Here is a 23,111-nt window from a genome sequence, read left to right as displayed (position 1 = left end):
TGGCGTGAGAACTGATGAACACTACAAAGTGTCGTCGGCCTCCCGTAGGGTACCCGCATGGACATCATCCTCGTACCGGGTTTTTGGTTGGACGCATCGTCGTGGGATGGGGTGACGCCGGCCCTGGTGGAAGCAGGGCATCGGGTCCATCCGCTCACCTTGCCAGGCTTGGAATCGGCGGACGCACCCCGGGCGGGCATCGGCCTTCGAACACACATCGATGCCGTCGTGGACAAGGTGGATTCGCTGGACGGGAAAGTGATCCTGGTGGGTCACTCGGGCGGGGGCGCCATTATTCATGGCGTGGCCGACGCCCGTCCGGACCGCATAGCCCGGGCCATCTATGTGGACAGCGGGCCGCTGGGTGAGGGCGGGGTCATCAATGATGAATTACCGGACGACGGCGACGGGATACCCCTCCCGCCGTGGGAAGCATTCGAAGATGAGGATCTCGTGGACCTCACCGACGAGCTTAAAGCAGTCTTCCGCGCCCGGGCGATTCCCGAACCCAAGGGCGTCGCCTTCGACCAGCAACACCTCACGAACACTGCCCGCTACGACGTCCCCGCAACGATCATCGCGTGCGAATTTCCATCGTCACTGCTCAAGGAGTGGATGGACGCCGGGCATCCGTTCACGGCCGAACTAGCCCGGATCCGGGACGTTGACTACGTGGATCTGCCCACGGGGCACTGGCCCCAGCTCACCAAACCCGGTGAACTGGGCCAGGCCATCCTGACGGCCGTCAACCACAGCGGTTAACGGACTGCAGCTACTAGTGGCGGGGTGGCGTGTTGGTTGCCGGGCCTTCCGGCGCCGCGCCGCCCTCATCGGTCCAGTCCGTACCTGTCGTGTCGTCGAGGGCAGGATCGGACACGACGTCCGAGGCTACGGCAGGAGCAGGAGCCGCCACGGGAACTGTGGCCGCCTTGGTCTCCTCGCCGCCAGTGGAGTCCGCCCGATCACCGGACGTGGATGAGTTGTGTCCAGGGAACATGGTTTCCGCCTTCTCCATTAGCTTCTTGCCGGCTTCATACAGATTTTCCAGAATGTCCGGAACGGTCTCCTGGACTGTCTCTGCAGCCTGATGGACGTTCTCCTGGACCTCTGGGTTCTTCAGGACTTTCTCGGTGCCTCCGCGGACCCGCCGGTACACTTCCGGCCAGGACTTTGACCCCCACACGTAGCCAACAGCCACGCCGACGGCGAACAATGCTTTACCTTTCACGGCACTCACTCCTTCAGAGGTGTTCTTATTCGACCCTAGTCCCGCTCCACGCGCCCTGTCACCTGCCAATAGTCCGGCCCCCAATGACCGGGCCATGTAATGGCCTGCACTCAGCTGGTTCCATCGCCTTGGTGAAAAGCAAAGATTGGTCCGTGCGAATTGTCATTTACTGGAACAAAGGGATCGAGGGGCGCCTCGATATTCCGGGAGTGACGCAAGGTCATTGCCGGCAAGCACCGGGAAAAGCAGGACTTTACCGGGTGGCGAAGAGCCGGATTGCGCACCTTCCACGGCCGGAGAACGCAACCACGCCGGGAACCCCACCGGGACCGCCCCGCATGACTGGTCAAAGCACCATTCGCAGCACTTCCGGCTTCCCGGCCATGACAAGTAGATAGTCAGGTTACTTGCTACTTGTGCCGCGAGCGGCTAGCGTTGCATATGTAGTACCAAGTCCGACCCATTGGCAGGAGTGCTTTATTGGCTGGATATAACAAATACATCGGAGTCGAATGAGCAATTCCTCTCCTTACATTCCATAGGGCCTCCGGGGCCCCATTGCGATGCCCGCACCGCAGCATCGGCCCCCGGTGAACTTACTCGCTTAATCGCGTCCGTGGAATTTCCATCGACATGAAAGTAGGAACAAAAATGGGTTTCTTTGGTTTTCTTCTGCTCGGCCTTTTGGCCGGCGCTATCGCTAAACTTATTCTCCCCGGCCGCCAGGGTGGTGGCTGGTTCATCACGCTCATCCTCGGCGTCGTCGGCGCCCTCCTGGGTGGTTGGATCGGTGGCCTGATCTTCAACACGGGCCTGCAGGAATTCTTCTCCCTGACAACCTGGCTCCTGGCCATCGGCGGCTCGATCATCGTGCTGCTGATCTACGGCCTCGTTACCAACCGCAGGGCTACCCATGGCTAATAACCAGAACCGCGATGCCAACGGTGAAGAACTCGACGGCCAGTACACCGAGGGGGATTACGGAGACGCAGGAGCGTCGCCGGAAACCCTGAAGGAAGATGCTGGCGGAGACTACACCGAGGGTGACTACGCCGAGTCGACTGTGCCTTCAGCAGATGCCGAACTCGACGCCAAGAACACGGAAGACACCCCGGCTGACCGGCCGTTCTCGTCCGAACCGGATGAAGAAGCAGGCTCAGGCCGGCCGTAGTGGCTCCCGCCTCGTGAATAACTGAATCAACGCAAGAACCCGGAGGACTGCATTGCAGCCTCCGGGTTCTTGCGTTGGCGAAAGGCACTGATATTTTCAGGCATGGATTGTCGGGGCATGTGCGGACAGGGCCGCGTAGCGTCGTTCCCAAGGAATGGAGGCAACTGTGCAGGAGTGGAACCAGGCCATGGCCATCATCGAGCAGGATCTGGCCGCGACCGCGGAGGTCAGCGAGCTGGCCAAGGCCGCACTGACCTCCGAATACCACTTCAGGAGGATGTTCTCCTCACTGGCAGGGATACCCATCTCCGAGTACATCCGACGACGCCGCCTCACCGCAGCGACGGCGGAAATCCTGGAAGGCGCAACCGTGCTGGACGTTGCCGTCCGCTACGGATACGGGTCGGCCGAGGCGTTCACGCGGGCCTTCAAGGCAATGCATGGGCTGACACCCTCAGAGGCCCGGCGTCCCGGAGCGGTACTCCATTCCCAACCTCAACTGAGGTTCCATCTCCGCGTTGAAGGGAATACCGATATGAAACACCGCATAGTGGATAAGGGAGCTTTCCACTTGATTGGCTTGAAGGCCCGCATACCGCTCGTACACTCGGGGCCCAACCAGGCGATCATCGACTTCCAGCGAAGCCTGGACCCTGCGCTGACGGCCAGGTTGCTTGAGTTGGCCGACACGGACCCCTCAGGTCCACTGTCTGTCACCGACAACATCCATGAGCAGCGGACCGAAGGAAGCGAGCTGGACTACTGGCATGCTGTGGCCTCCACCAGGGCAGCTCCGGAAGGCCTTGATTCCTTGGGGGTCCCCGCCGGACAGTGGGTAGTCTTCGAAGCCGAAGGAAAGTTCCCCGAGGTTCTTCAGAGCATGTGGGCGGACGCCGCCACTGAGTGGTTCCCGGCCAACCCGTACCGATGGGCGCCGGGACCCGAAATGCTCAGTGTCCAGGTTGAGGCAGGCGGAACACACGGCCGTGGCCAACTGTGGATTCCCGTGGAAAGGGATACCGCAGGTTCTGCCCCGGCCTAGAGCCCCTTGCCTCCCGTCACGGGCAGTACTGCACCGGAAATGTAGGATCCCTCGTCGGAGGCAAGCAGGACGTATGCAGGAGCCAGCTCCGCGGGTTGTCCGGCACGGCCCAAGGGCGTGTCCTGACCAAATGAGGGCAACTTGTCCGGCCACTCGGTGGCGGGGATCAACGGAGTCCAAATGGGACCGGGCGCCACAGCGTTGACGCGGATTCCCTTGGGTCCGAGTTCCTCGGCCATGGCCTTGGTAAAGGCCACCTGGGCAGCCTTGGTCATGGCGTAATCCACCAGTTGCGCCGAGGGATTGAAAGCTTGGATGGATGCGGTCACGATGATCGACGCTCCGGGGCGGAGGTGGGGAATGGCCGCTTGTGCCGTCCAGATGAGGGAGTACAGGTTGGTCTTGAAGACGCGGTCGAACTCCTCAGTGGGGATCGTTTCCAGGCCCTCCCTGTTCTTTTGGTAGGCCGCGTTCAGCACTACGACGTTGAGGCCGCCGAGCTCCTGAACAGTGCGTTCCACGATGTCGGCGGCAAAGCCTTCGTCCCGCGCGTCGCCGGGCAGCAGGAGGACCCGGGCACCGCACTCGCGGATCCATTCCGCCGTCGATTGCGCGTCTTCTTCCTCTTCCGGGAGGTAGCTGATGGCTACATCGGCACCTTCCCGGGCGTAGGCGATGGCCACTGCGGCACCGATACCGGAGTCCCCACCGGTTATGAGCGCCGTTTTGCCCTGCAGCCGGCCGTGCCCAACGTAGCTTTTTTCGCCGTGGTCGGGCTGCGGGTCAAGGGGCTTGGTCAGGCCTGGCTGTTGCTGCTCCTGGCGGGGAAATTCATCCCCGTAATAGCCGCTCCGGGGATCCGAGGGCGCGGAGGCGAGGCGATGACCGCCTGCTTCCGGGTCGTTATTCCGGTGTGGATCGTCGTGAGTCATGATTCTGCCCCTCTCAGGTAGCCTGCTCGCAGGATTCACCGAACCGGTGTTCCATCGCACGGTTTGGTTCATCGCACGGTTTGTTGGACCTATACCCACCACCCGGGCCCCTAAACCGTGCTCGGCTCCCTTGGCAGGACCCACCGGAAATCGCTAGGTCCGGAGGGACTTGGCCTTGACCATCAGGAAGAGCCCGTAGGCAATCAGCCCGACGGCGACGGCGGCCAGCAAGTACGGCCCATATGGCTGCTCTCGCAGCGCCTTCAGGCTTCCATCCAGGCCGGTTGATTGCTCCGGCTGGGCACGTATGGCGGCGATGACCACCAGCAGGCCGACCAGGAACAGGGCAATGCCTTTCGCTATGTAGCCCACCACGCCCACGCCGACCTGGAACTTGCGGACGGCCTCCTCCGAGGACAACGAGATGTCCCGTTTGAACGTTTGCCGGAAGCCGCGCACGGCGAACACGATGCCCGTGATGGCGATGCCTGCACCGATCGCGACCAGCAGGAACACCCCGAAGGGAGCACTCAGGAGGGTGAGGGTGAAATCGCTGCTGGACTCGCGGCTGTTTTTGCCCTGGCCCATGATGAACGAGACGATCGTCGCCGCCAAGGCCGCGAACACGAGCGCCTGGCCTGCGGCGGACAGTCTTTTGGTGAGTTTCTTGCTGGAGGTCCGTTCCCCAAGGATGGCGTTACCCAGTTGCCACAACGCCAGCGCCGCGCAGGCGCCGAAGCAGGCCCAGAGGAGCACCGGACCCACGGGTTGGCTGGCCAGCGAGGCCACCGCTCCTGACACATCGGCTTCGCCACCCCGCCCGAACGCCAGCTGGAGGGCGATGACTCCGATGAGGACGTGCAGCAGCCCGCTGACGGCGTACCCGGCACGCGCAACGATCTCGAAGGTCCGCGAGTTTGAGGCCTCTTCGGCCGCATCGGCAGCCTTCCTCATCTCCTCTTTAATGACAAGCCTCCTTAGTTTCCGATGGACACCATCGTCCCACCCGCACCCCGTGAATGCCACGGCATTAACGACGACGGGCAGGCACCTGGGTGCCTGCCCGTAGAAAAACCAAAAAGATCCTAGAACCCGACGACCGACTGGGGCCAGATACTCCGCAGCCCCGCACCAAGAGGGTTGAACTGCTCGCGGACTGTCACGACTGCTCGGCCCTGGACCGGGGAATCCGCCGGCTGATGGTTGGCCTCCGCAGTAAAGGGACGTAAGTCCGGGGCGGTGTTGGCCTCGCCGGCACCATTGGTCGGGGCGGTGATTTGAGCAGTCATTTCGGTCGCCTTCCTGGAAGTTCCCATCAGCTCCAATAGCTGATGGTTCAACCATCGGGCAGCGTCCTCAAGAACGACGCCGGGTCATCTCAAGATTTGCTCAAGGTTTGGGACCGGCCACCTGCTGTGCCATTAACTGCTCGATGTCCGCGAAGCTCATCCCGGATGCGATCGCCAGGTCCGGCAGGCCTGCTCCTGCCGTCACTGCGCTTCGCATGGCCTGGGCCAAGGACTCCTCGGCCTCATCCATTTCCCACTGGAGACCCTCCACTCGGGCGGCCGCCGTCCACACCAGGTCAAGAAGCCCGGTTCTTTTCGACGGCGTGGAAACAGGGGCTTCCTTCAAGATTTCCGGAAGAGTCGCGTCCTTCGTCCCGGTCATAACCACTGCAGTCATTTGGTACCCCTCCCGTGAAGATGTGTCTCGATAAACTAGTTATATGGCAAACTAACTACATGCGCCAGCGCCTCGCGTGGGCAGTGACCCAGATCACAGGAGTTCGAGCGTGAGGAATTCCCTGGCCAGCACGTCTTATTCATGACGGCGCACAACAAGCGCCGCACAACAGACAAGGAGCCATCGCCATGACGATCCAAACGCACACCCCCGCTGACGTTCCGGCCAAGAACACCAAAAACAGCTCTGTATCGACTGTGGACGCTCCGGAAAGGGACAAGGGCAAGGACGGCCGAGGCGCAACCACGGTCGCGGACGGCGTAGTCGCCAAGATTGCCGGCATCGCCATCCAGGAAATCCCTGGCGTACACGCCCTGGGCGGCGGCGCCGCCCGTGCCATCGGCAACCTGCGGGAGAAGGTCGGCCAGAAGGACCTCACCCAGGGCGTCAACGTGGAAGTGGGCCAAACCCAGGTAGCCGTCGACGTGACGCTGGTAGTCGAATACCCCCACCCGCTCCAGGAAGTTGCGGACAACGCCCGCAATGCCGTCTACACCGCGATCGAGGACCTCGTGGGCATGGAAGTCACCGAGGTCAACGTCACCATCACGGACATCCACGTTCCGTCGGAAGACGCGGACGCTGACGACATCGAGCGTGAGCCGAGGGTCGCATGAGTCCCACCATCGCCGGCCTGGCAATAGGGGCAGTCCTCGCCCTGGCAGGCCTGGCCTTCGGATTCTGGGGTCTGCTGCTCACGACACTGTTCATGGGGGTCGGCGCGGTGCTGGGCCGTTCCGCCGAGGGAAAGCTTGACCTTCGCGGGGTGCTTGATGCCCTGCGGGGCAAGCGCTCCTCCTCATGAACCGGGCACCAGCCGGCCCTCGGCCTGGCACGGACGCCGGGGACCGGGCCGGGCACAACCGCCTCACCCACACCGCCATCCGCAAGACCGTGGAATCGGTCACCGCCAACGCGTTCCGGGTGGCCACAGGCAACGTGTCAGCAACGCTGGACGACGACGCCGGGAAGCTCGGCGTCAGTGTGTCCGTCAAGCTGGCCCTCCCCCAGCTCCTGAAGCCACGGAACGGTGGGGACACGGTATTCGAACAGGCCCAATCCGCCCGGGAGCAGATCGTGGCGCGGGGGCGGGAAATCACTGGCCTGGACATAGGCCGGGTAGACATCCGCCTCACCGGCGGGAAGGCCGAACAGCCCAGGGAAAGGAGAGTGGAATGAGCAGTGGAATCAGCAAGGACACGGCAAGCCGCCGTCTGATCAGACGCGAAACCCACTCCTCGAGGGCGGTCCCGTCAATCGTGGCCGCATCCCTCCTGATAGCCGTCTTCCTGTGGCTGGCACTGGAATCAGTGTTGTGGCTGCTCAAGGACCAGCCGGTGCTCGCCAGCCCGGCCCAGATGCTCCGGTGGCTGATTGAGCTTCCGGCCAACACCACACAGGCAGGCATGGTGGCGGCCGGAGCCGGACTGGGAATCGTGGCACTGCTGCTTCTTGGACTTGCCCTCGGCAGCGGCCGCAGGCAACGCCGGGCCCTCGGCAGCGCACGCGCCGCCGTCGTGGTGGACCACGAAGTCATCGCGGCGGCGGTTTCCAAGGCGGCCCGACGCGCCGCAGGCCTGGCCCCGGGCCAGGTGACCACCACCGTTGGCGGACGTTCCGTACGCGTCCAGGTGCGTCCGACGTCGGGCGAACCACTGGCGGTGGAAGACATCCAGGCAGCGGTCGACGGCGAACTGGCCGCCTATGCGTTGGACCGCCCCGTCAGGTCCAGCGTCCACATTCTGAACGAAGGAGCGGTAGGGCAATGAGAAACACGAACCGGGCCCTCAACCGGATCCTGCTCACCATCCTGGGGATCATCCTGCTGGGCGCCGGCGCCGCACTCATCGCGGCCGGCACCCTCCCCGGGGCCGCAGGTTTCTGGGAAACAAACCTCTCCTCTGTTCGGGAGCACGTGCGCAACCTGGCAGGCACCGCCCCCTTGCCGGACCCTGTTCGGAGCTGGTGGCTGGTGCTGGGAATTGCCGTGCTGCTGGCCGGTGCGGTCCTTGGCGCAGCGTGGCTGGCGTCGCAGGGTGGCGGAAAGACACCCCGCCTGGCCGAACGCTCAGAGGGCAACGCAGGCCGGACGGTCGTGGACGCGGGGCTGGTTTCCGCAGCCATCAAGGAAGCCCTCAACGGAAACCCCGACGTGCTGGCGACCTCCGTCTCAGCCTGGGAATCACGCCGCGGAACGGCTCTGCGGCTGCGGCTCGAAGCCCGCAAAGGCGCATCCCCCCGGGATATCGGCGACACGGTGGAACAACTGCTCCAGGAAATTGATGCCTGGCTGGGACATCCGATGCCCGTCCTGGTGCGAATCACCAGCGGCACCCGGACACAAGTGTCCTCATCACGGCGCGCTCGGTGACAGTCAGCCCAAAGTACTCCACGTAAACAAACTGCACGGCAACTCAGAGCCGCGCACCGAAAAGAAAAGGGAACACCATGGGAATCAACGACAAGATCAACAATGCCGCCACCGAGCACCTTGGCGCCGCCAAGGAGGGCGCCGGTAAGCTCACCGGCGATTCCACCCTCGAGCGGGAAGGCCAGCAGGATCAGGCCCAGGCCAAGCTCCAGCAAGCCGGCGAGAAGGTCAAGGACGCTGCTGCCGACATCACCGGGAACATCAAGGACGCTGCCCGGAAGCTCAAGGAAGGCTTCACCGACAAGTAGGACGGGAGCAGGGACGGTTCCGCTTCATGGCGGGACCGTCCCTGCCCATCCGAGGATCAGCCGGACTCACACCACTTGAAAGGCAGAAACGTGACTGGTTCACCTGCGGTTTCGCCCACCGCACAGCAGCAGCTGGACCTCGTGCCGGACGCGTTGCTCGCAGGCAGGGCAGCAGATGGTGATACTGCAGCTTTCGAAGCACTCGCCCGGCGCCATGGTCCATTGATGCGGGCCACTGCACGACGACTCACGGGCACCTTGGCTGACGCGGACGACGTCGTCCAGGAAAGCCTGATGCAGGCCTGGAAACAGCTGGACCAACTCCGTGATCCTGCAGCTGTGAAGAGCTGGCTGCTCCGCATTGTGGGCACGCGCAGCATCGACCACCTGCGAAAACGGCGCAACCACCTGGCCCTGGACGATCTCGAAAACCACGTCGATGCCCCGTCCGGCCAACGGACCCCGGACCCGGAAAGCACCGCCGTCAATGCCTCCCGGGTGGATGCGTTGAAGTCGGCGCTCGCCCGGCTGCCCGAGGAGCAGCGGCGCTGTTGGGTACTCAAGGAATTCAATGACCTGAGCTATGAGGAGATTGCGCTGACCTTGAATATCAGCCCCGCCAGCGTCCGCGGCCGCCTGGCCCGGGCACGGATTGCCCTTGCACGCACAATGGAGGAGTGGCGATGAAAACCCCCGGCGATGCCTTGGAATGCGGACACAGTCTCGCGGAACTGAGTGCCTATTTGGACACGGGCGAGATTGCGGATCCGGCGCACTTGGACTCATGCCCTGAGTGCCAGGCCGGACTGGCCTCCCTGCGCCGGCTCTCGGAACTCGGAAACGAATTGCTGACAGCTGACGTAGCCGACGCCGGTTCGGGCAGTGACGACTGGATGCAGACCATCCTGGACAACCTGCGCCTGGAGCTGCGGCCCGGACGGAGCATCCCGTTGCGCGCGGCGGACCCGCAGGACACCCTTTGGGAAACCGAGGGCTCCGTGTCGGCCCTGATCCGTTCGGTGGCCGATTCCTTCCCGGGAACGGCCGCGGGTAAATGCAGGTTGCTCGGCGACATTACCGTGCCGGGAGCCGGCATCACTGTGGAGGTGGAGATCGCAGTGGTCTACGGACTCGCCATGGAAGAGCGCGCGGCTGCACTGCGCAACGAACTCGCGAAGGTACTGGAGGTCCAGACCGAATTGAACATCCAAGCCATCAACATCACTGTCACCGATGTGCTGGAGCTCCCCGCGCCAGCCATGACCCCGAACAAGGAGGACCAGCCATGACGGAGCATGTGGAAGCCAAGTCTCCCGCCCTGGCCGACGAACTGCTCGGCATCGTCCAGGCAGTGGAGGGAGTCTCAGCGGTATATCCGGCCCAGCCATTGTGGCAGTCGATTGCCGGCGCAGCAGTGGCGGCAGTAACCGGCGAACAGTTGCCGTTGATAAGCCTGGCCGGGGAGGACGGCGTGGTGGCCGTCAAGGCCCGGATCGGCGTCGGAAGCCTCCTGCCGGCCCCGCAAGTGGCGCGCGAAGTAGCCGCGGCGATCCGCAGGCACCTGGGAAACGTACCCGCCGTCGTCGAGGTTTTGGTGGCCAAAATCGACGCCTGACCGCGGCTCAACGGGAGGACGGGCTGTCCGCGGCCTCGCTCTGTTCCTTCTCGGCTGCCTGCGCGTAGGAGGCAGTGACCCTGCGGTAGACCGGGGCCAGGAAAGCAAGCAGGGCAACGACGATCATGATCAGGCCCGCCGCCAGGAACACCAAGGCAATGCCCCGGGAGGTTCCTTCCCCCAGAAGCGGCGCCAACTGCGCGGCACCTTCCGCGGAGCGGGCGTAGGGGATGATCCAGAACTGGGCAATCGGCGCGATCAGGAACGCAGTGATGGGGGCCGCTGCGGATTCGAAGGCCATGGCGAAACCAAAGACCCTTCCTTGCCGTGACAGGGGCACAACTTTCTGAATGACCGTCTGCTCAGCTGCTTCCACCACCGGAACCAGTGCCATGTAGAGCCAAATCCCGGCAATGTAGAGCCAAGCCCATTCGCGGATGGTGAAGACAGCTCCGACGAGCCCCATCACCGCCACTGCGATGAGGAGGGTCCGCAAAGGGTTGGAGCCGAGCCCGAACTTTCCGATCAGCGCCCCGCCCAGGATGAAGCCGGTGGCGCCGACCGCGAACACCGTGCCCCAGATCTCCACGGGGAACATCTCCAGGCCGTAAGGGTCCATCAATGCCATGTAGACCCCGCCGATGAAATTGTTGAAGGTGGAGAAAACAATCAGGGCGAACAACCCGGAGATGGCCATGACGGCCGCCCAGGAGCCGCGAAGATCGAACCCGCCGTGGGCGTCGGATGCTGCTGCCCGGACCTCCTCCGGCAGGCGCAACATCAGCAGATGCGCGAAGGCCAGGGCTGTGAGCACCAAGGCCACCACCACGGTCCAGCCCATTCCCAGGAGTCCCACTGACAGTCCTGAAAGGACCGAGGTGACGATGAACATCAACCCCTGGACCATCCCCACCAGTCCGTTGGCGTTGGCACGCTTGTCCGGTTCGATCAGGATGGTGACCGTGGTGGACAGGGCGATGTTGCGCATGTTCTCCACCACCGCGCCGACAAGGATAATCAAGGTGAAGATCCAAAACCACGGTTGGGACAGGTCCAACAGCGCCTGTTCCGGCGTCAGCAGGAACATCACCCCGGACAGCACGAACATCACCAGCGTAAATCCGGCGGCGAAGCGCATCACCGCGAGCTTCCTGTAGCGGTCCACGAAGGTGCCGAAGCTAATGCTGGACAGCGCAATGAGCAGCATGTAGGCCCCGCCGATCACGCCCGTGGCAATCACATTGCGGGTCTCCAGGTACACCCAGAACGTCAGCGCAAACCACAGGTAGCTGGTGGTGATGTTGGCCAGGGCAGTGTTGACGAGGATCCCCGTGAAGGTCCGTGTTCTCTCCGCGGGCGTGCGTTCCGGAGGATTGACATTGCCAGTAGACCCGGCGGCGGCCGGTTCCTGCTCGGTCATGCGTCCCAGTAAACCACCGGGGCCAACCTCCCGGTAGTATCGGCAGGGAATTCAAAAGACTGCTGGGGGTTGTTTCAATGACGGAAATTCAGGGACGGCTGGCTTTCACTACGGACTTCGGCCGGGACATGGAACTCCAGGAATACGGCCTTGATCCGGCAGTGGATTCCGTCCTCCTCCCTAATGCCGCAGTCATGAGCGCCCTGCAAAACCTTGTACGGCTCGCCACTGAGCTTTGCGGTGCCCCGTTTGGGGTAGTCAATATCATCAGCGCCAAATACCAGCACCAAATCGGGGCCTGGGGCGTGGAGCCCGGTGTCTGTTCCCGGGAGGACTCGATGTGCGCCAAGGTCTTCCTCTCCCGGGAGCGGACGGTGGTGGCAGACGCTTCCCGGGATCCACGCTTTGCCGACAACCCTTTTGTCACGGGAGAAATAGGCAACGTCCGCTTCTACGCGTCGGTGCCGCTGCAAACCGAATCGGGCTTCGTGCCGGGAACCTTGTGTGTTTTCTCGGACGAGACCAAGGAACTGAGCCAGGAACAGCTCGGGATGTTGGAGGTCCTGGCCAAGCAGGTGGTTGAGCTCCTGGAACTTCAGCACCGTACCGCCCAGCTGGACCGCACCTATTCCGAGCTCAGGGCAAGCAACGCCAAGCTCGCAGGATTCGCCGGACGGGTAAGCCATGACCTGCGCATCCCCCTGACCACCATCCTCGGATACGTCGAACTGGTGGAGGACGACCCCGACATTGAGCCCAACAGCCCCGCTGCACGGTACCTGGACCGCATTGGCGCCAGCGGGCGGCGGATGCTGGGGATGCTGGAAGACGTCCTCAGCTACTCACGCGTCGGTGGCGGCATCCAGCCTGCCCGCGTCTCGCTGCTCGAGGTCACCCAAGAGGTGGTGAGGGATCTTGGAATAGAGAACGACGGAATCGTTGACGTCCAGGACATCACTGTGCACGCGGACCGTGGGCAGCTGCGGACACTCCTGCAGAACCTGCTGTCCAACGCCATGAACTACCGCAGCCCCGAGCGGGATCCCAGGGTCAGCATCAGCGGTGTTTCCAATTACCATGGCGCAACCGTCTACGTCGCGGACAACGGCAAGGGCATCAAACCCGAGGACCGCGACAAAGCTCTGGAACCCTTGGTGCGGCTGCGCCGGGAAGGCGACGGTCCGGGCTCCGGGCTGGGCCTGGCCACCTGCAGCAGCATCGCGAAAGCCCACGGCGGCGACCTCAGCATCGCCGAAACGCCGGGCGGCGGCACCACTATTGCGGTGAGCTTTCCGGCCGGGACGTAGAAGCCGGGCTACTTTGCGGCCTTGTCTTTCCCAGGCTTCTTGTCGCTCTTGCCATCGCTCTTGGTCTTGGCAATGTCCGCGCCGTTCATATCTGCCGGAGACTGGCCTGAGGGGGCCTGGACGGGGAGGTCCTGAACGGGAATGCCCTGCACCACCGGTTCCGGGGCTTGCTCCGGCACCGATGTCACTGGCACGTTGACTACATCGGCCGGCACTTCCTTGGAGGGCGAAGGAGCTGCCGGCACCGGAAGGATCGGCGAGGAAGGTTGCGGATCGGCCTGCGACACACCGTTACCGGAAGGCTGGGACGGGTCGGCTGTATTGCCGGCCGAGGAGAGCCCCTGGGAAAGCACCAGCAGGGCGAGGGGAACGGCCACTGCTGCAGCTGCCACACCCCGTGCGGTCTTGGGCCRCCGTTTGCTGAAGTCACGGATTCCGGCAACCGTCGCCGGCTTCCTGTTCCGCGGCCGGATAGCCGCCGGTCGGGTGGCAGGACCACCCGCATTGGGCGTCAACGCCGTCGGCGCCTGAAGCGGAGTCCGCTGCGGGACAGGCGGAAGGATCGCAGTCCTGCGCCCTGATTGGACACCCTCCTCCGACAGCGCTTGCTCCACGTCCTGGGCCGCGGGTCGTTTTTCCGGGTCCATGTCCGTCATCGCCTCCAGGAGGGAGCGCAGCGGAGCAGGCAGTTCCAGCGGAATCTGCGGGGCTCTATGAAGACGCGCCGAGGCTGTCTCCACCGGTGTACCCGGATACTCCGCATGACCTGTCAGGCATTCCAGGAGCACCAGGCCCAGCGAGTAGATGTCGCTTTTTGGCGTCAGGTGCAGGCCCTGCGCCTGCTCCGGGCTGAGGTACTGCGCCGTGCCAACAGTGAATCCGGTCGCGGTGAGGCGGTTATCGTTCATCACCAGGGCGACCCCAAAGTCCGCCAGCTTCACCGACTGAGCCAGCCCGTCGTCGTCGGAAACCAGGATGTTGGCCGGCTTGATGTCACGGTGGATGACGCCGTGTTCGTGGACCTGGGACAAGGCTCCGGCGATCCGGATCCCGATCCGCGCGGTTTCGGGAACAGTGAGCGGCCCGTCGGCCAGGAGGGCACGCAGGTCCCGCCCTTGGGCGAGTTCCATGACCAGGTAGGCACGTTCTTCGTCGTTGCGCGTATCGACGCCCGCGTCAAAGGCTGCCACCAGTCCGGGATGGTCGAAGGCAGCGAGGAGGCGCATTTCGGTTTCCTGGCGGGTGCGGAACGATTCGTCGCCGGAGCCGGGAAGGAAGATCTTTACAGCAACCTCACGGCCGAGGACCAGGTCAGTCGCCTGATGGACAGTGGACATCGCGCCGCGGCCCAGGAGGGGTCCAAGTTGGTAACGGCCGCCGAGTGCGCCGCTTGTTTCCGTGCCGTTCACGGAATCGGGGGCGCCAGCGCCCACGGTTATTTCGTTGTAGCCCACGGTTGTCACGTCCTTTGGGACCACCTGGCGCGGCACGGACCCAATCTCTGCCCGCCGGTACCAAGTAATGCCGTCAATCACATTTCACGTAGCCGCTTGGCCGGTTGCTTCAGCCCTCGCGGCCTGAGCAACTCAGCTCAAACAGCATCATCCGGTTTCACCAGATAAGTCATCAGGATACTGATTAAATCACGGTAAGGACAATGGGACGCGTCATGAAGGGTCTCATCAGGGCGATACGTCAACCCGCCGTCGGGCGTTTCCGTACGTGACGCAGGGAACTGCGCCCCTTTGGCCGGCAGGGCACAATGGGAAGCATGACCCTCACAACTTTCGCCCTCGTCCGCCATGGCCAGACCGACTGGAACGCGGAGCGCCGGTTGCAGGGAGCCACTGACGTCCCCTTGAACGACGTCGGGCGCGGCCAGGCGCGCGACGCCGTCGCCTTCCTGTCCGGCCAGCAATGGGACACGGTAGTGTCCTCGCCGCTGAGCCGGGCGGCAGAAACGGCGGAAATCATCGCCGACGGACTGGGACTCTCCGTGGCCCGGCTGGTGCCGGACCTCACTGAGCGCAGCTTTGGGCCGGCGGAAGGTTTGCAGGCCGGACCGGAACTGGAGGCCTTGCGCATCCCCGGCGGTTTCCGCGGTGGCGAAAGTGACGACGACGCTGCCGCGCGCGGCATTGCTGCGCTGGAGTCCCTGGCCCAGGAGTTCGCAGGCAAGCGCGTTCTGGTGGTTGCCCACGGCACGCTTATCCGGCTGACGTTGAGCCGCGCGATTGGCCGCACCCTGGACAGTGTCCAGAACGCTGTGTTGAACCTCGCCCACCATCACCCTGTTGTCGGCTGGCAGCTTGAGTACTTCAACGGCGAGCGCATCGCGGCAGACGTTCAGGCCTGAACAGGCCTTTCCGGAGCAAGTCTCCTGGCTTCCTCAAGCAGGCCGGCTACCCAGCCTTCCATTGCCCCACCAAGGTGGCGGGCAAGGAACGTTCCGGCTCCGGGAAGATCGAAGACTGCGATTGCCTGGTTCCCGGCTGACCCTGGCCCAGCATAAAACGTCACCTTGCCCCGATGAATCCCGGCGATGTCGAAGCAAAGCGTGGTCCTGGAATCGAGGGATGATGCCCATGCAGCGATCGATTCGGGCGTGAAGGTATTGATGGCCGCTACTCCCTTGGATGCCGACTGACCGGACGCAGGTTAAGTAGCGGAAAAGGCAGGATCGTGACGCGGAAGTCCTATTTGGCCTGAAGCCGCGACTTCAATTGTTCGGTGAAGTCCGTGTACGCCGCCGCAATTTCTTCCAGGTCCACCGTTTGCGGGAAGTCGATGACCGGCTGGCGTTCGGCGAGGTAGCTGGTGGTTTCTTCCACGATCCGCTGCTCATCAATGCCTTCGAGCCCCACCTCGGCCAGGAACGCGGGATTGGTGTGGATCAGGGATTCCCCGGATTGCCCTTCCGAAGCCCAACGCACCAGGTACTCGTTCTGATTCACCAATTCGATGTCGAATGTCTGCTCCATGGCAGCAGCCTACGCCGCTGGGCGGCAGGGCCGGACCAACCCCGCACCGGACGCAGAAAGCGCACGACGGCGGAGGCCGCCGTCGTGCGCTTCTTTCGTTGGCTGTGGCTGCTAGATCTCGGGGCGCCGTTCGACGACGGTGTGGGGATCGCCGCGGCGCTCAACGACCGTGCGGCGGGTCCTGTTGGACATGGCGATCGAAATGATGAGGCCGATGACTCCCACCACTATCAGGATGTAACCGACCAGGACCTGGTCCAGGAAAGGGATGATTCCGGGGGCGAGCGCGAAAGCCAGAATAGCTCCGATGGCAATCAGGGCAATGGAAGAACCGATTCTCATAACGTGCTCCTCATGTATGTCCGGCGCATGTACAGGGCGTGGCCGGATCCGTGTCATCAGGATACTTATGATTTACCGTGCCCGCCAGCCATCAAAAGACACGGCTGCTAGTGGCCATACCGCGCAGCCACCCGGCCGATGGCGTCCTCAGGGGTCGGCACAGGACCGAAGACCTGCTCCTGGCGGGTAGTGTCCGCAACATACTTCCCGGTCTCGAACCACGCCACCATGCTGGCCATGTCCGCCACCAGTGGAAGGACCTTGGCGGTGGCCTTGCCGAGCCCGTTGATGGCCCCGGCCGGAACAGACCGCACCTTGATCTCCCTCCCCGCCCGACGACCTGCGATTCCGGCCGCCTCCTGCATGCTAAGCGGCCGCGTCCACCCGATATCGATGCGCTCGCCGTCCACAATGTCAGCGTCAACGGCAGCTGCCAGGTAAGCGGCGAGATCGCTTGCCAAAACGAACGTCAGCCGCGCGTCCTTGGAACCGAGCCACACGAAACGCCCCTTCGCGAAAGGATCCCCGCCCATTCCCACAGCCTGGTCGAAGAACGCGCCGGGACGCAGCGCGACAAACGGTACGCCGAGTTCCTCGAACTTATCCTCCGCCAGTTTCTTGTTCCAGAAATGCGGGATCTGGGGTGTTTCGTCGCAGGTGAGAATGCTGATCAACACGAAGCGCGGCACGGAGGCGTACTTGGCAGCGACGGCCAGGTTGCTGTTGCCGTAGCTGTCGATCACCTTGGCATTCCTGTCATTCCGGGTATAGCCGGCCGCCGTCGAAATTGCTGCGGAAACGCCCGTCATGGCCGCGATCAGCGAGGCGGTATCCAGCATGTCGCCGCGGACGACCTCAACCCCTTTGGCCTCCAGCTTGGCGGCTTTGGAGCCCGGGCGAACCAGCGCACGGACTTTCCTGCCGCGGCGCAACAGCTCATCAACCACTTGGCCGCCCAGGAAACCCGTGGCGCCAACAACAAGGACGGGCAGGTCTTCGGCCACAACTTCTCCTCAGGGTTTTGTTCCTACGACAGTCGTAGCACGCACTCGAAAGCGAGACCAGACCCAAACCCGGCGACGACTGCCGCCGTCGAGCCTCAACCAAGGAGGCCGGCGACGCAGACTAGGATCGGTTCCATGGCCAGGATCGAGGACTACGCAATCATCGGGGACCTGAACACTGCCGCCCTGGTGGGACGGAACGGGTCCATTGACTGGATGTGCCTGCCGAGGTTCGACTCGCCCGCCTGCTTTGCGGCGCTTCTGCACACGCCCGAAGCCGGGCGCTGGCTCCTGGCACCTGCCGGCACTCCCGACGGCGGCAACAGCACCCGCCGCGCGTACCGGGAAGACACCCTCGTCCTGGAGACTGTTTGGGAAGTCGACGGCGGTTCGGTGAAGGTCATCGACTTCATGCCCGTCCGCGACGACGCCGTGGACCTAGTGCGGATCGTCGAAGGCTTGTCCGGCGAGGTGGACATGCATATGGAACTCGTCCTCCGCTTCGACTACGGCAGCGTCGTGCCCTGGGTGCGTCGCAGCAAACACGGCATCAGCGCCGTTGCCGGGCCGGATTCCGCCTACCTCACCACCCACGCCCCGCTCATGGGACGGGAAAACCGGACCTACAGCGACTTCACCGTCCGTGCCGGCGACCGGGTCCCGTTCGTTCTGCGGTGGGCACCCAGCCATGAGCGCGAACCCCGGCGCATCGATCCCCTGCGGGCGCTTGACGCCACGGAATCGTACTGGCTCGAGTGGATCGGCCGCAGCCAGATAGCTGGGAGGTACAAGGAGCCGGTCGAGAGGTCCCTCATCACCCTCAAAGCGCTCACCTACGCCCCCACCGGTGGCATCGTGGCCGCCGCCACGACGTCCCTGCCCGAACAGATAGGCGGCCCGCGGAACTGGGACTACCGGTACTGCTGGCTGCGCGACGCCACCCTGACGCTGCAATCTCTGCTCGCCGCGGGCTACACGGAAGAGGCCTCCGCCTGGCGGGACTGGCTGCTGCGGGCCATCGCCGGCGACCCCTCGCAACTTCAGATCGTGTACGGACTCGACGGCGCGCGCAGGCTTCCGGAGGCCGATATTCCGTGGCTGTCCGGGTATGAAGGTTCGGCGCCTGTCCGAACCGGGAACGCGGCAGCTCCGCAGCTTCAACTGGATGTGTGGGGCGAAGTCCTGGACGGACTTTCACTGACCCGGGCCGCTTTCAAGGACACCGTCGACAATTCCTGGGACATCCAGGTGGCGTTGATGGAATACCTCGAAGGGGCCTGGAACCAGCCGGACAACGGGCTGTGGGAAATGCGCGGACCCCGCCGGGACTTCACCCATTCAAAAGTCATGGCGTGGGTAGCGGCCGACCGCATGGTCAAAGCCGTGCGGACCTCCGGACTGCCCGGCCCGCATGACCGCTGGGCGGCGCTACGCAGCGAAATCCACAATGACGTCATGACCAAGGGCTTCGACGAGGACCTCAACAGCTTCGTACAGTCCTACGGGAGCAAGGAACTGGATGCGAGCCTGCTGCTGGTCCCCCGCGTGGGGTTCCTGCCGCACCGGCATCCGCGCGTGGCCGGGACCGTGGACGCCGTCCGGAAGGGCCTTACGGAGGACGGACTGGTTCTTCGGTACCGGACCCAGTCCGGACACGACGGATTACCTGGCGACGAAGGGGTCTTCCTGGCCTGTTCGTTCTGGCTGGTGGACGCGTTGCTTGGCATCGGGCGCACCGACGAAGCCACAGAACTCTTCGAGCGGCTGCTCAGCCTGCGCAACGACGTCGGCCTGCTGAGCGAAGAATGGGATCCCCGCACCAAACGGCAACTGGGCAACACTCCCCAGGCGTTCAGCCACTTCCCGCTGATTCACAGTGCATTGCAACTGCACCACGGGGAGGCCCGCAAGAGCGACACCCCGTTTGGCGGCGCCGGGAGTTCCAGTGGCTCTACCCTTCGGAATGATCCCCGTCTTCAGTAGCCTCACCCTTGTGGCGCGCCTCTTCCAGATGCAGGTCAAGCTTGCGCTCGGCTTCGCGCCTGCGTTGCCCGACGGTCCGCATCTGTTGGGTTGTTGGAGCTCCCGCATCCTCTGACGCAATGCCGGCCGGCTCGGCGGGCTGGTATTTCTCTTGTTCGCCCATAGGAAGATCGTCCCATCGTCGTGGCTTTTGCGATAGCGGCAGTTTCCAGACCGGAACGGTCCTGACGTCCGACGGCGACCTCCCGCCGTCGAGCATGTCCAATACTTGGGTGCGTGGCCGGCCACGGGTAGCGTGAGCCGCAGACGAGTTGCCCCACCGCGAGCGAACGAATCCAAGGAGTTGCCCCGTGAGCAGATCCCACCGCACGTCCCACCACGAACCGGACACCGCCGTCGAACTCAATCCCCTGTTCAGCAGGCCCGGAGAATCCACCATCTTTCCCCGGTTCACCCTTCCGGACGGTGAATCCCTCCCCGCCACCGCGTACCAGGTTGTCCACGACGAGGCGATGCTGGACGGCAATTCCCGTTTGAACCTCGCAACGTTCGTCGGGACGTGGATGGAGACCGAAGCGTCCACCCTGTACGCCGAGACGTTCGACAAGAACATGATCGACAAGGACGAGTACCCCCAAACCGCACTCATCGAAACCCGGTGCTGGCGGATACTCGCCGATCTGTGGAACTCACCGGATCCCGGGAAAAGCATTGGCACGTCCACCATCGGATCCTCCGAAGCCTGCATGCTGGGCGGACTGGCCTTGAAACGGCGCTGGCAACACGCACGCCGCAAGGCCGGCGAGCCAACCGACAAACCCAACCTCGTCCTGAGTTCAGCAGTCCAGGTGTGCTGGGAGAAGTTCTGCAACTACTGGGAAGTTGAACCCCGCTTTGTGCCGGTCTCTGCCGAACATCCCATGCTGGACGGCCACGACCTGGACAAGTACGTGGACGAAAACACCATCGGGGTCGTCGCCATCCTCGGTGTCACTTACACAGGCCGTTACGAACCCGTCCAGCTGATCTCCGATGCGCTGGATGCGATCCAGGCAAGCCGCGGCCTGGACATCCCAATCCACGTTGACGGCGCGTCGGGTGCGATGGTGGCACCTTTCCTCCAGCCCGAAACTGTGTGGGATTTCAGGCTCCCCCGGGTCGCCTCGATCAACACCTCCGGACACAAATACGGACTGGTCTACCCGGGCCTGGGTTGGGTGGTGTGGCGGGACGCGGATGCGCTCCCCGAAGACCTGATCTTCCACGTCAGTTACCTGGGCGGCGACATGCCCACGTTCGCGCTGAACTTCTCCCGGCCCGGGGCACAGGTCCTCCTGCAGTACTACCTGTTCCTCCGGCTCGGTTTTGCAGGGTACAGGTCCGTCCAGGCCACTTCCCGGGATGTAGCCCTGTACCTCTCCAGCGAGATTGGTGCCATGGACGCATTCACCCTTTGGAGCGACGGCTCGGATATCCCCGTTTTCGCCTGGCAGCTCACGGAGGGCTACACGGACAAATGGAACCTCAAGCACTTGTCCGAACGCCTCCGCATGAACGGCTGGCTGGTGCCCGCCTATCCCTTGCCTGATGGCCTGAGTGAGGTAACAGTCCAGAGAATCGTGGTGCGGAACGGATTCACCCGTGATCTCGCTTCCAGTTTTCTGGCCGACCTCACCAAGGCAGTGGAGTACCTGGACAGCCTCACGTCACCCATGCCCATGGACAAACAGCCTGAGGGCTTCCACCACTAAACATGCGAAGGAGAGGATTCCCATGTGCCGTCTTTTCGGGCTGCATGCAGGCGCCCAAGCAGTGCGGGCAACGTTTTGGCTCTTGAATGCACCGGACAGCCTCTCGGCCCAAAGCCGGCGGGAACCCGATGGCGCAGGAATCGGAACCTTCGACGCGGCCGGTAAGGCACACGTTTTCAAACAGCCGATGGCAGCGTGGGAGGACCACGCCTTCGCCCGTGAAGCCCGTGACCTGAAAAGCACCACGTTCCTGGCTCACGTGCGGTACGCCAGCACCGGCGCCCTCACCATGGTCAACACGCACCCATTCGAGCAGGACGGCCGGCTCTTTGCCCATAACGGGGTGCTGCGGGGCCTGGAAAAACTTGATCGTCGCCTTGTTGAGCTCGAGGCCATGGATCTGGTGCTGGGCCAGTCGGACAGCGAGCGTCTTTTCGCGCTCATTACCGCCGAGACCAGGGCCGCCGACGTGGACATCCAGGCGGGCATAGTGGCCGCCGTTGCCTGGGTAGCCAAGGAACTGCCCGTATTCAGCCTCAATTTCATCCTGACAACGGCCACGGATATGTGGGCACTCAGGTACCCGGCGACGCACGATCTCTACATGCTTGAACGCCGCCCGGCCACCAAACCCAGCCCCCTCGACGTCCAAAGCGCACGGATCCGCTCCCACAGCTCCGAGCTCTCCCGGTCCCCGCACGTCCTCCTCGCCACCGAGCCAATGGACCAAAACCCCGGCTGGCGGCCCATGGCGTCGGGCGAGCTGGTTCACGTCGGACCGGACCTGACGGTGACATCCACTATCGCCTTCCCCGATGCCCCGACCTACCCGCTTAGCCTCGCCGACCTCGAACCGGCCGCGGCAGCGTCGCAGGCACGGTGACCCCGGCTGCCTTAGTCCGCACTTTTGGCGAGCAGACGACGACGGCGAGCTGCCGCCGTCGTGGGGCTGGTCACCTAGGAGCCGCTGGGCTTGGGCGCCTGCTGCGCGTTAGTAAACGGATTGGCACTGAGGGGCCTGCCTGCAGTGCGTTGTGCGGAGTGTTTTCCACATATGGTAGTGGAGGGCTTCTGGCGTTCTTGAGGGTCTGACAGGCTTGATCCATGGATGGGATTGGGCAGCTCATGGGACCTGGGACAGCGTCTCCCGGTCATGATGGAGCGCGTTCAGACCATGAAGGAACTCCCTCACCAGGCCTGCTTCGTGGCAGGGTGCCATCGTCCGTTGCCCAATGCCCTTCCGGCGACTTGCCACGGCCCTCCCTGGACGACGGTAAGGACGCCCTTCTCCTGGCACAGACGGCGCTCGGTTCTTATCTTGACGATGCTTCCGAGGCGTTGGTCGAGCTGGGTAGTTCGGTCGCTGCCGATGCCCGGTTGTTTGGCTTTGGGGAGGCTGCTGATTTTGCGGGCCGGGTAGAGGATCTGTCTCGGCAGCTGGAGTACGTGCAGGTCGTTGCGGCGCAGGCTGTGGAGCGGACCCGGACCGAGGCGCAGCGTGCGGTGCCGGCACAGCAGCCCGGACAGACCCCCGCGTCGAGTGCGCAGGAGTGGCGTACGGGGTGGACCGAGCCCGCCGGTGAGTCAGAAGGTGGCGTCGGCGGTGACTCCGTCCCGGCTGCTGCTGGTGGTGGTGGCAGTGTTTTGGATGATGGGTACCGGAACGCGGCAGAGTTCCTCCGGGCCCGGTTGCGGATCGGGATCGGCGAAGCACGGCGCCGGCTCGCCCTCGCGAACGAGGTCCTGCCCGGGGCCGGAATAACCGGCCAGGAAATCCCGGCCCGTCGTCAAAGACTCGCCGAGGCCCTCCACACCGGACAGGTCCCGTCCCGGTCCGCGACGATCATCAGCACCGCCCTGGACAAAGCCCAACACTTCACCGACCCGGACACCCTCACCGGCATGGAACA

At 63.7% G+C, this 23,111-nt stretch carries 29 protein-coding genes and 1 pseudogene; 19 read left to right on the top strand and 11 right to left on the bottom strand.

Annotation, left to right across the window (positions count from 1 at the left end; all coding sequences use genetic code 11):
- Positions 1–57: 57 nt before the first annotated feature.
- Entirely contained in the window at positions 58–762 is a 705-nt protein-coding gene (locus AB4Y81_RS15820) for an alpha/beta fold hydrolase (RefSeq protein ID WP_189076783.1), read from the top strand.
- Positions 763–775: 13 nt separating this feature from the next.
- Here the strand turns inward: AB4Y81_RS15820 and AB4Y81_RS15815 are convergent, their stop codons facing one another.
- Entirely contained in the window at positions 776–1,228 is a 453-nt protein-coding gene (locus AB4Y81_RS15815; protein WP_018779805.1) for a hypothetical protein, read from the bottom strand.
- 651 nt (positions 1,229–1,879) lie between these two features.
- Here AB4Y81_RS15815 and AB4Y81_RS15810 point away from each other — a divergent pair.
- From AB4Y81_RS15810 to AB4Y81_RS15800, 3 genes are all read left to right on the top strand, one after another.
- Positions 1,880–2,149 (top strand): GlsB/YeaQ/YmgE family stress response membrane protein, encoded by a 270-nt coding sequence (locus tag AB4Y81_RS15810; RefSeq protein ID WP_018779804.1) that lies wholly within the window; start codon positions 1,880–1,882, stop codon positions 2,147–2,149.
- Positions 2,142–2,399, top strand: a complete 258-nt coding sequence (locus AB4Y81_RS15805) for a hypothetical protein (protein ID WP_064723438.1) — start codon at positions 2,142–2,144, stop codon at positions 2,397–2,399. Before AB4Y81_RS15810 ends, AB4Y81_RS15805 begins: the two co-directional genes overlap by 8 nt.
- A gap of 166 nt (positions 2,400–2,565) precedes the next feature.
- Positions 2,566–3,441, top strand: coding sequence for an AraC family transcriptional regulator (locus tag AB4Y81_RS15800; protein WP_189076782.1), 876 nt, complete (start codon positions 2,566–2,568; stop codon positions 3,439–3,441).
- On the opposite strand, the gene AB4Y81_RS15795 is transcribed toward AB4Y81_RS15800, so the two are convergent.
- The 4 genes from AB4Y81_RS15795 to AB4Y81_RS15780 form a co-directional block, all read right to left on the bottom strand.
- Positions 3,438–4,373 (bottom strand): SDR family oxidoreductase, encoded by a 936-nt coding sequence (locus AB4Y81_RS15795; protein WP_039243347.1) that lies wholly within the window; start codon positions 4,371–4,373, stop codon positions 3,438–3,440. The two genes, AB4Y81_RS15800 and AB4Y81_RS15795, sit on opposite strands and share 4 nt — an antisense overlap.
- Before the next feature lie 153 nt (positions 4,374–4,526).
- A complete protein-coding gene (locus AB4Y81_RS15790) occupies positions 4,527–5,327 on the bottom strand; it encodes a DUF1206 domain-containing protein (RefSeq protein ID WP_018779800.1) in 801 nt (266 codons plus the stop codon).
- Between the two features lie 131 nt (positions 5,328–5,458).
- Complete coding sequence (locus AB4Y81_RS15785) at positions 5,459–5,662, bottom strand: hypothetical protein (protein ID WP_441996238.1); 204 nt, start codon at positions 5,660–5,662, stop codon at positions 5,459–5,461.
- Positions 5,663–5,762: 100 nt separating this feature from the next.
- A complete protein-coding gene (locus tag AB4Y81_RS15780) occupies positions 5,763–6,059 on the bottom strand; it encodes a hypothetical protein (protein WP_110506052.1) in 297 nt (98 codons plus the stop codon).
- Positions 6,060–6,247: 188 nt separating this feature from the next.
- Between AB4Y81_RS15780 and AB4Y81_RS15775 the strand changes: the two genes are divergently transcribed.
- From AB4Y81_RS15775 to AB4Y81_RS15735, 9 genes are all read left to right on the top strand, one after another.
- Complete coding sequence (locus tag AB4Y81_RS15775; RefSeq protein ID WP_039243350.1) at positions 6,248–6,736, top strand: Asp23/Gls24 family envelope stress response protein; 489 nt, start codon at positions 6,248–6,250, stop codon at positions 6,734–6,736.
- Complete coding sequence (locus AB4Y81_RS15770; RefSeq protein ID WP_441996237.1) at positions 6,733–6,924, top strand: DUF2273 domain-containing protein; 192 nt, start codon at positions 6,733–6,735, stop codon at positions 6,922–6,924. The genes AB4Y81_RS15775 and AB4Y81_RS15770 overlap by 4 nt, the downstream gene beginning before the upstream one ends.
- Positions 6,921–7,298 (top strand): hypothetical protein, encoded by a 378-nt coding sequence (locus tag AB4Y81_RS15765; RefSeq protein WP_416430187.1) that lies wholly within the window; start codon positions 6,921–6,923, stop codon positions 7,296–7,298. Before AB4Y81_RS15770 ends, AB4Y81_RS15765 begins: the two co-directional genes overlap by 4 nt.
- On the top strand, positions 7,295–7,888 hold the full coding sequence (locus AB4Y81_RS15760) for a DUF6286 domain-containing protein (protein WP_018779794.1): 594 nt from the start codon (positions 7,295–7,297) through the stop codon (positions 7,886–7,888). The genes AB4Y81_RS15765 and AB4Y81_RS15760 overlap by 4 nt, the downstream gene beginning before the upstream one ends.
- Positions 7,885–8,490, top strand: coding sequence for a hypothetical protein (locus tag AB4Y81_RS15755; protein ID WP_354628411.1), 606 nt, complete (start codon positions 7,885–7,887; stop codon positions 8,488–8,490). The genes AB4Y81_RS15760 and AB4Y81_RS15755 overlap by 4 nt, the downstream gene beginning before the upstream one ends.
- A gap of 77 nt (positions 8,491–8,567) precedes the next feature.
- Positions 8,568–8,798: a CsbD family protein gene (locus AB4Y81_RS15750; protein ID WP_018779792.1), complete on the top strand. Its 231-nt coding sequence runs from the start codon at positions 8,568–8,570 to the stop codon at positions 8,796–8,798.
- Between the two features lie 90 nt (positions 8,799–8,888).
- Positions 8,889–9,485 (top strand): RNA polymerase sigma factor, encoded by a 597-nt coding sequence (locus tag AB4Y81_RS15745; RefSeq protein WP_018779791.1) that lies wholly within the window; start codon positions 8,889–8,891, stop codon positions 9,483–9,485.
- On the top strand, positions 9,482–10,087 hold the full coding sequence (locus AB4Y81_RS15740) for an Asp23/Gls24 family envelope stress response protein (protein ID WP_441996236.1): 606 nt from the start codon (positions 9,482–9,484) through the stop codon (positions 10,085–10,087). The genes AB4Y81_RS15745 and AB4Y81_RS15740 overlap by 4 nt, the downstream gene beginning before the upstream one ends.
- Positions 10,084–10,413, top strand: a complete 330-nt coding sequence (locus AB4Y81_RS15735) for a hypothetical protein (protein ID WP_018779789.1) — start codon at positions 10,084–10,086, stop codon at positions 10,411–10,413. The genes AB4Y81_RS15740 and AB4Y81_RS15735 overlap by 4 nt, the downstream gene beginning before the upstream one ends.
- Before the next feature lie 7 nt (positions 10,414–10,420).
- On the opposite strand, the gene AB4Y81_RS15730 is transcribed toward AB4Y81_RS15735, so the two are convergent.
- Positions 10,421–11,833, bottom strand: a complete 1,413-nt coding sequence (locus tag AB4Y81_RS15730; RefSeq protein WP_441996235.1) for an MFS transporter — start codon at positions 11,831–11,833, stop codon at positions 10,421–10,423.
- Positions 11,834–11,910: 77 nt separating this feature from the next.
- Between AB4Y81_RS15730 and AB4Y81_RS15725 the strand changes: the two genes are divergently transcribed.
- On the top strand, positions 11,911–13,140 hold the full coding sequence (locus tag AB4Y81_RS15725) for a GAF domain-containing sensor histidine kinase (protein ID WP_039243357.1): 1,230 nt from the start codon (positions 11,911–11,913) through the stop codon (positions 13,138–13,140).
- Between the two features lie 8 nt (positions 13,141–13,148).
- Here the strand turns inward: AB4Y81_RS15725 and AB4Y81_RS15720 are convergent, their stop codons facing one another.
- Positions 13,149–14,594, bottom strand: coding sequence for a protein kinase domain-containing protein (locus tag AB4Y81_RS15720; protein WP_441996234.1), 1,446 nt, complete (start codon positions 14,592–14,594; stop codon positions 13,149–13,151).
- Between the two features lie 308 nt (positions 14,595–14,902).
- Between AB4Y81_RS15720 and AB4Y81_RS15715 the strand changes: the two genes are divergently transcribed.
- A complete protein-coding gene (locus tag AB4Y81_RS15715; protein ID WP_441996233.1) occupies positions 14,903–15,496 on the top strand; it encodes a histidine phosphatase family protein in 594 nt (197 codons plus the stop codon).
- A 340-nt stretch (positions 15,497–15,836) separates the two neighbouring features.
- On the opposite strand, the gene AB4Y81_RS15710 is transcribed toward AB4Y81_RS15715, so the two are convergent.
- From AB4Y81_RS15710 to AB4Y81_RS15700, 3 genes are all read right to left on the bottom strand, one after another.
- Entirely contained in the window at positions 15,837–16,121 is a 285-nt protein-coding gene (locus AB4Y81_RS15710) for a hypothetical protein (RefSeq protein WP_441996232.1), read from the bottom strand.
- 111 nt (positions 16,122–16,232) lie between these two features.
- Positions 16,233–16,463 (bottom strand): DUF6458 family protein, encoded by a 231-nt coding sequence (locus tag AB4Y81_RS15705; protein WP_018779783.1) that lies wholly within the window; start codon positions 16,461–16,463, stop codon positions 16,233–16,235.
- A gap of 107 nt (positions 16,464–16,570) precedes the next feature.
- Positions 16,571–17,467, bottom strand: a complete 897-nt coding sequence (locus tag AB4Y81_RS15700; protein WP_275776861.1) for an SDR family oxidoreductase — start codon at positions 17,465–17,467, stop codon at positions 16,571–16,573.
- A 135-nt stretch (positions 17,468–17,602) separates the two neighbouring features.
- Here AB4Y81_RS15700 and AB4Y81_RS15695 point away from each other — a divergent pair, with 135 nt between their 5' ends.
- Positions 17,603–19,450 carry a glycoside hydrolase family 15 protein gene (locus tag AB4Y81_RS15695; RefSeq protein ID WP_441996231.1) on the top strand — a complete coding sequence of 616 codons (1,848 nt, stop codon included), beginning with the start codon at positions 17,603–17,605 and terminating at the stop codon, positions 19,448–19,450.
- Here the strand turns inward: AB4Y81_RS15695 and AB4Y81_RS15690 are convergent.
- Positions 19,419–19,613, bottom strand: a complete 195-nt coding sequence (locus AB4Y81_RS15690) for a hypothetical protein (RefSeq protein WP_026267446.1) — start codon at positions 19,611–19,613, stop codon at positions 19,419–19,421. The genes AB4Y81_RS15695 and AB4Y81_RS15690 overlap by 32 nt on opposite strands.
- A gap of 187 nt (positions 19,614–19,800) precedes the next feature.
- Here AB4Y81_RS15690 and AB4Y81_RS15685 point away from each other — a divergent pair, with 187 nt between their 5' ends.
- The 3 genes and pseudogenes from AB4Y81_RS15685 to AB4Y81_RS15675 form a co-directional block, all read left to right on the top strand.
- A complete protein-coding gene (locus AB4Y81_RS15685; protein ID WP_441996230.1) occupies positions 19,801–21,201 on the top strand; it encodes a glutamate decarboxylase in 1,401 nt (466 codons plus the stop codon).
- A 22-nt stretch (positions 21,202–21,223) separates the two neighbouring features.
- Positions 21,224–22,084, top strand: a complete 861-nt coding sequence (locus AB4Y81_RS15680) for a class II glutamine amidotransferase (RefSeq protein WP_441996229.1) — start codon at positions 21,224–21,226, stop codon at positions 22,082–22,084.
- 365 nt (positions 22,085–22,449) lie between these two features.
- Positions 22,450–23,111 (top strand): annotated as a pseudogene (locus tag AB4Y81_RS15675) (HNH endonuclease signature motif containing protein); the annotation flags it as partial.

Source organism: Paenarthrobacter sp. TAF1 (assembly GCF_052113825.1).
Classification (GTDB): domain Bacteria; phylum Actinomycetota; class Actinomycetes; order Actinomycetales; family Micrococcaceae; genus Arthrobacter; species Arthrobacter nicotinovorans.
This window is presented reverse-complemented; position numbering and strand designations above follow the sequence as displayed.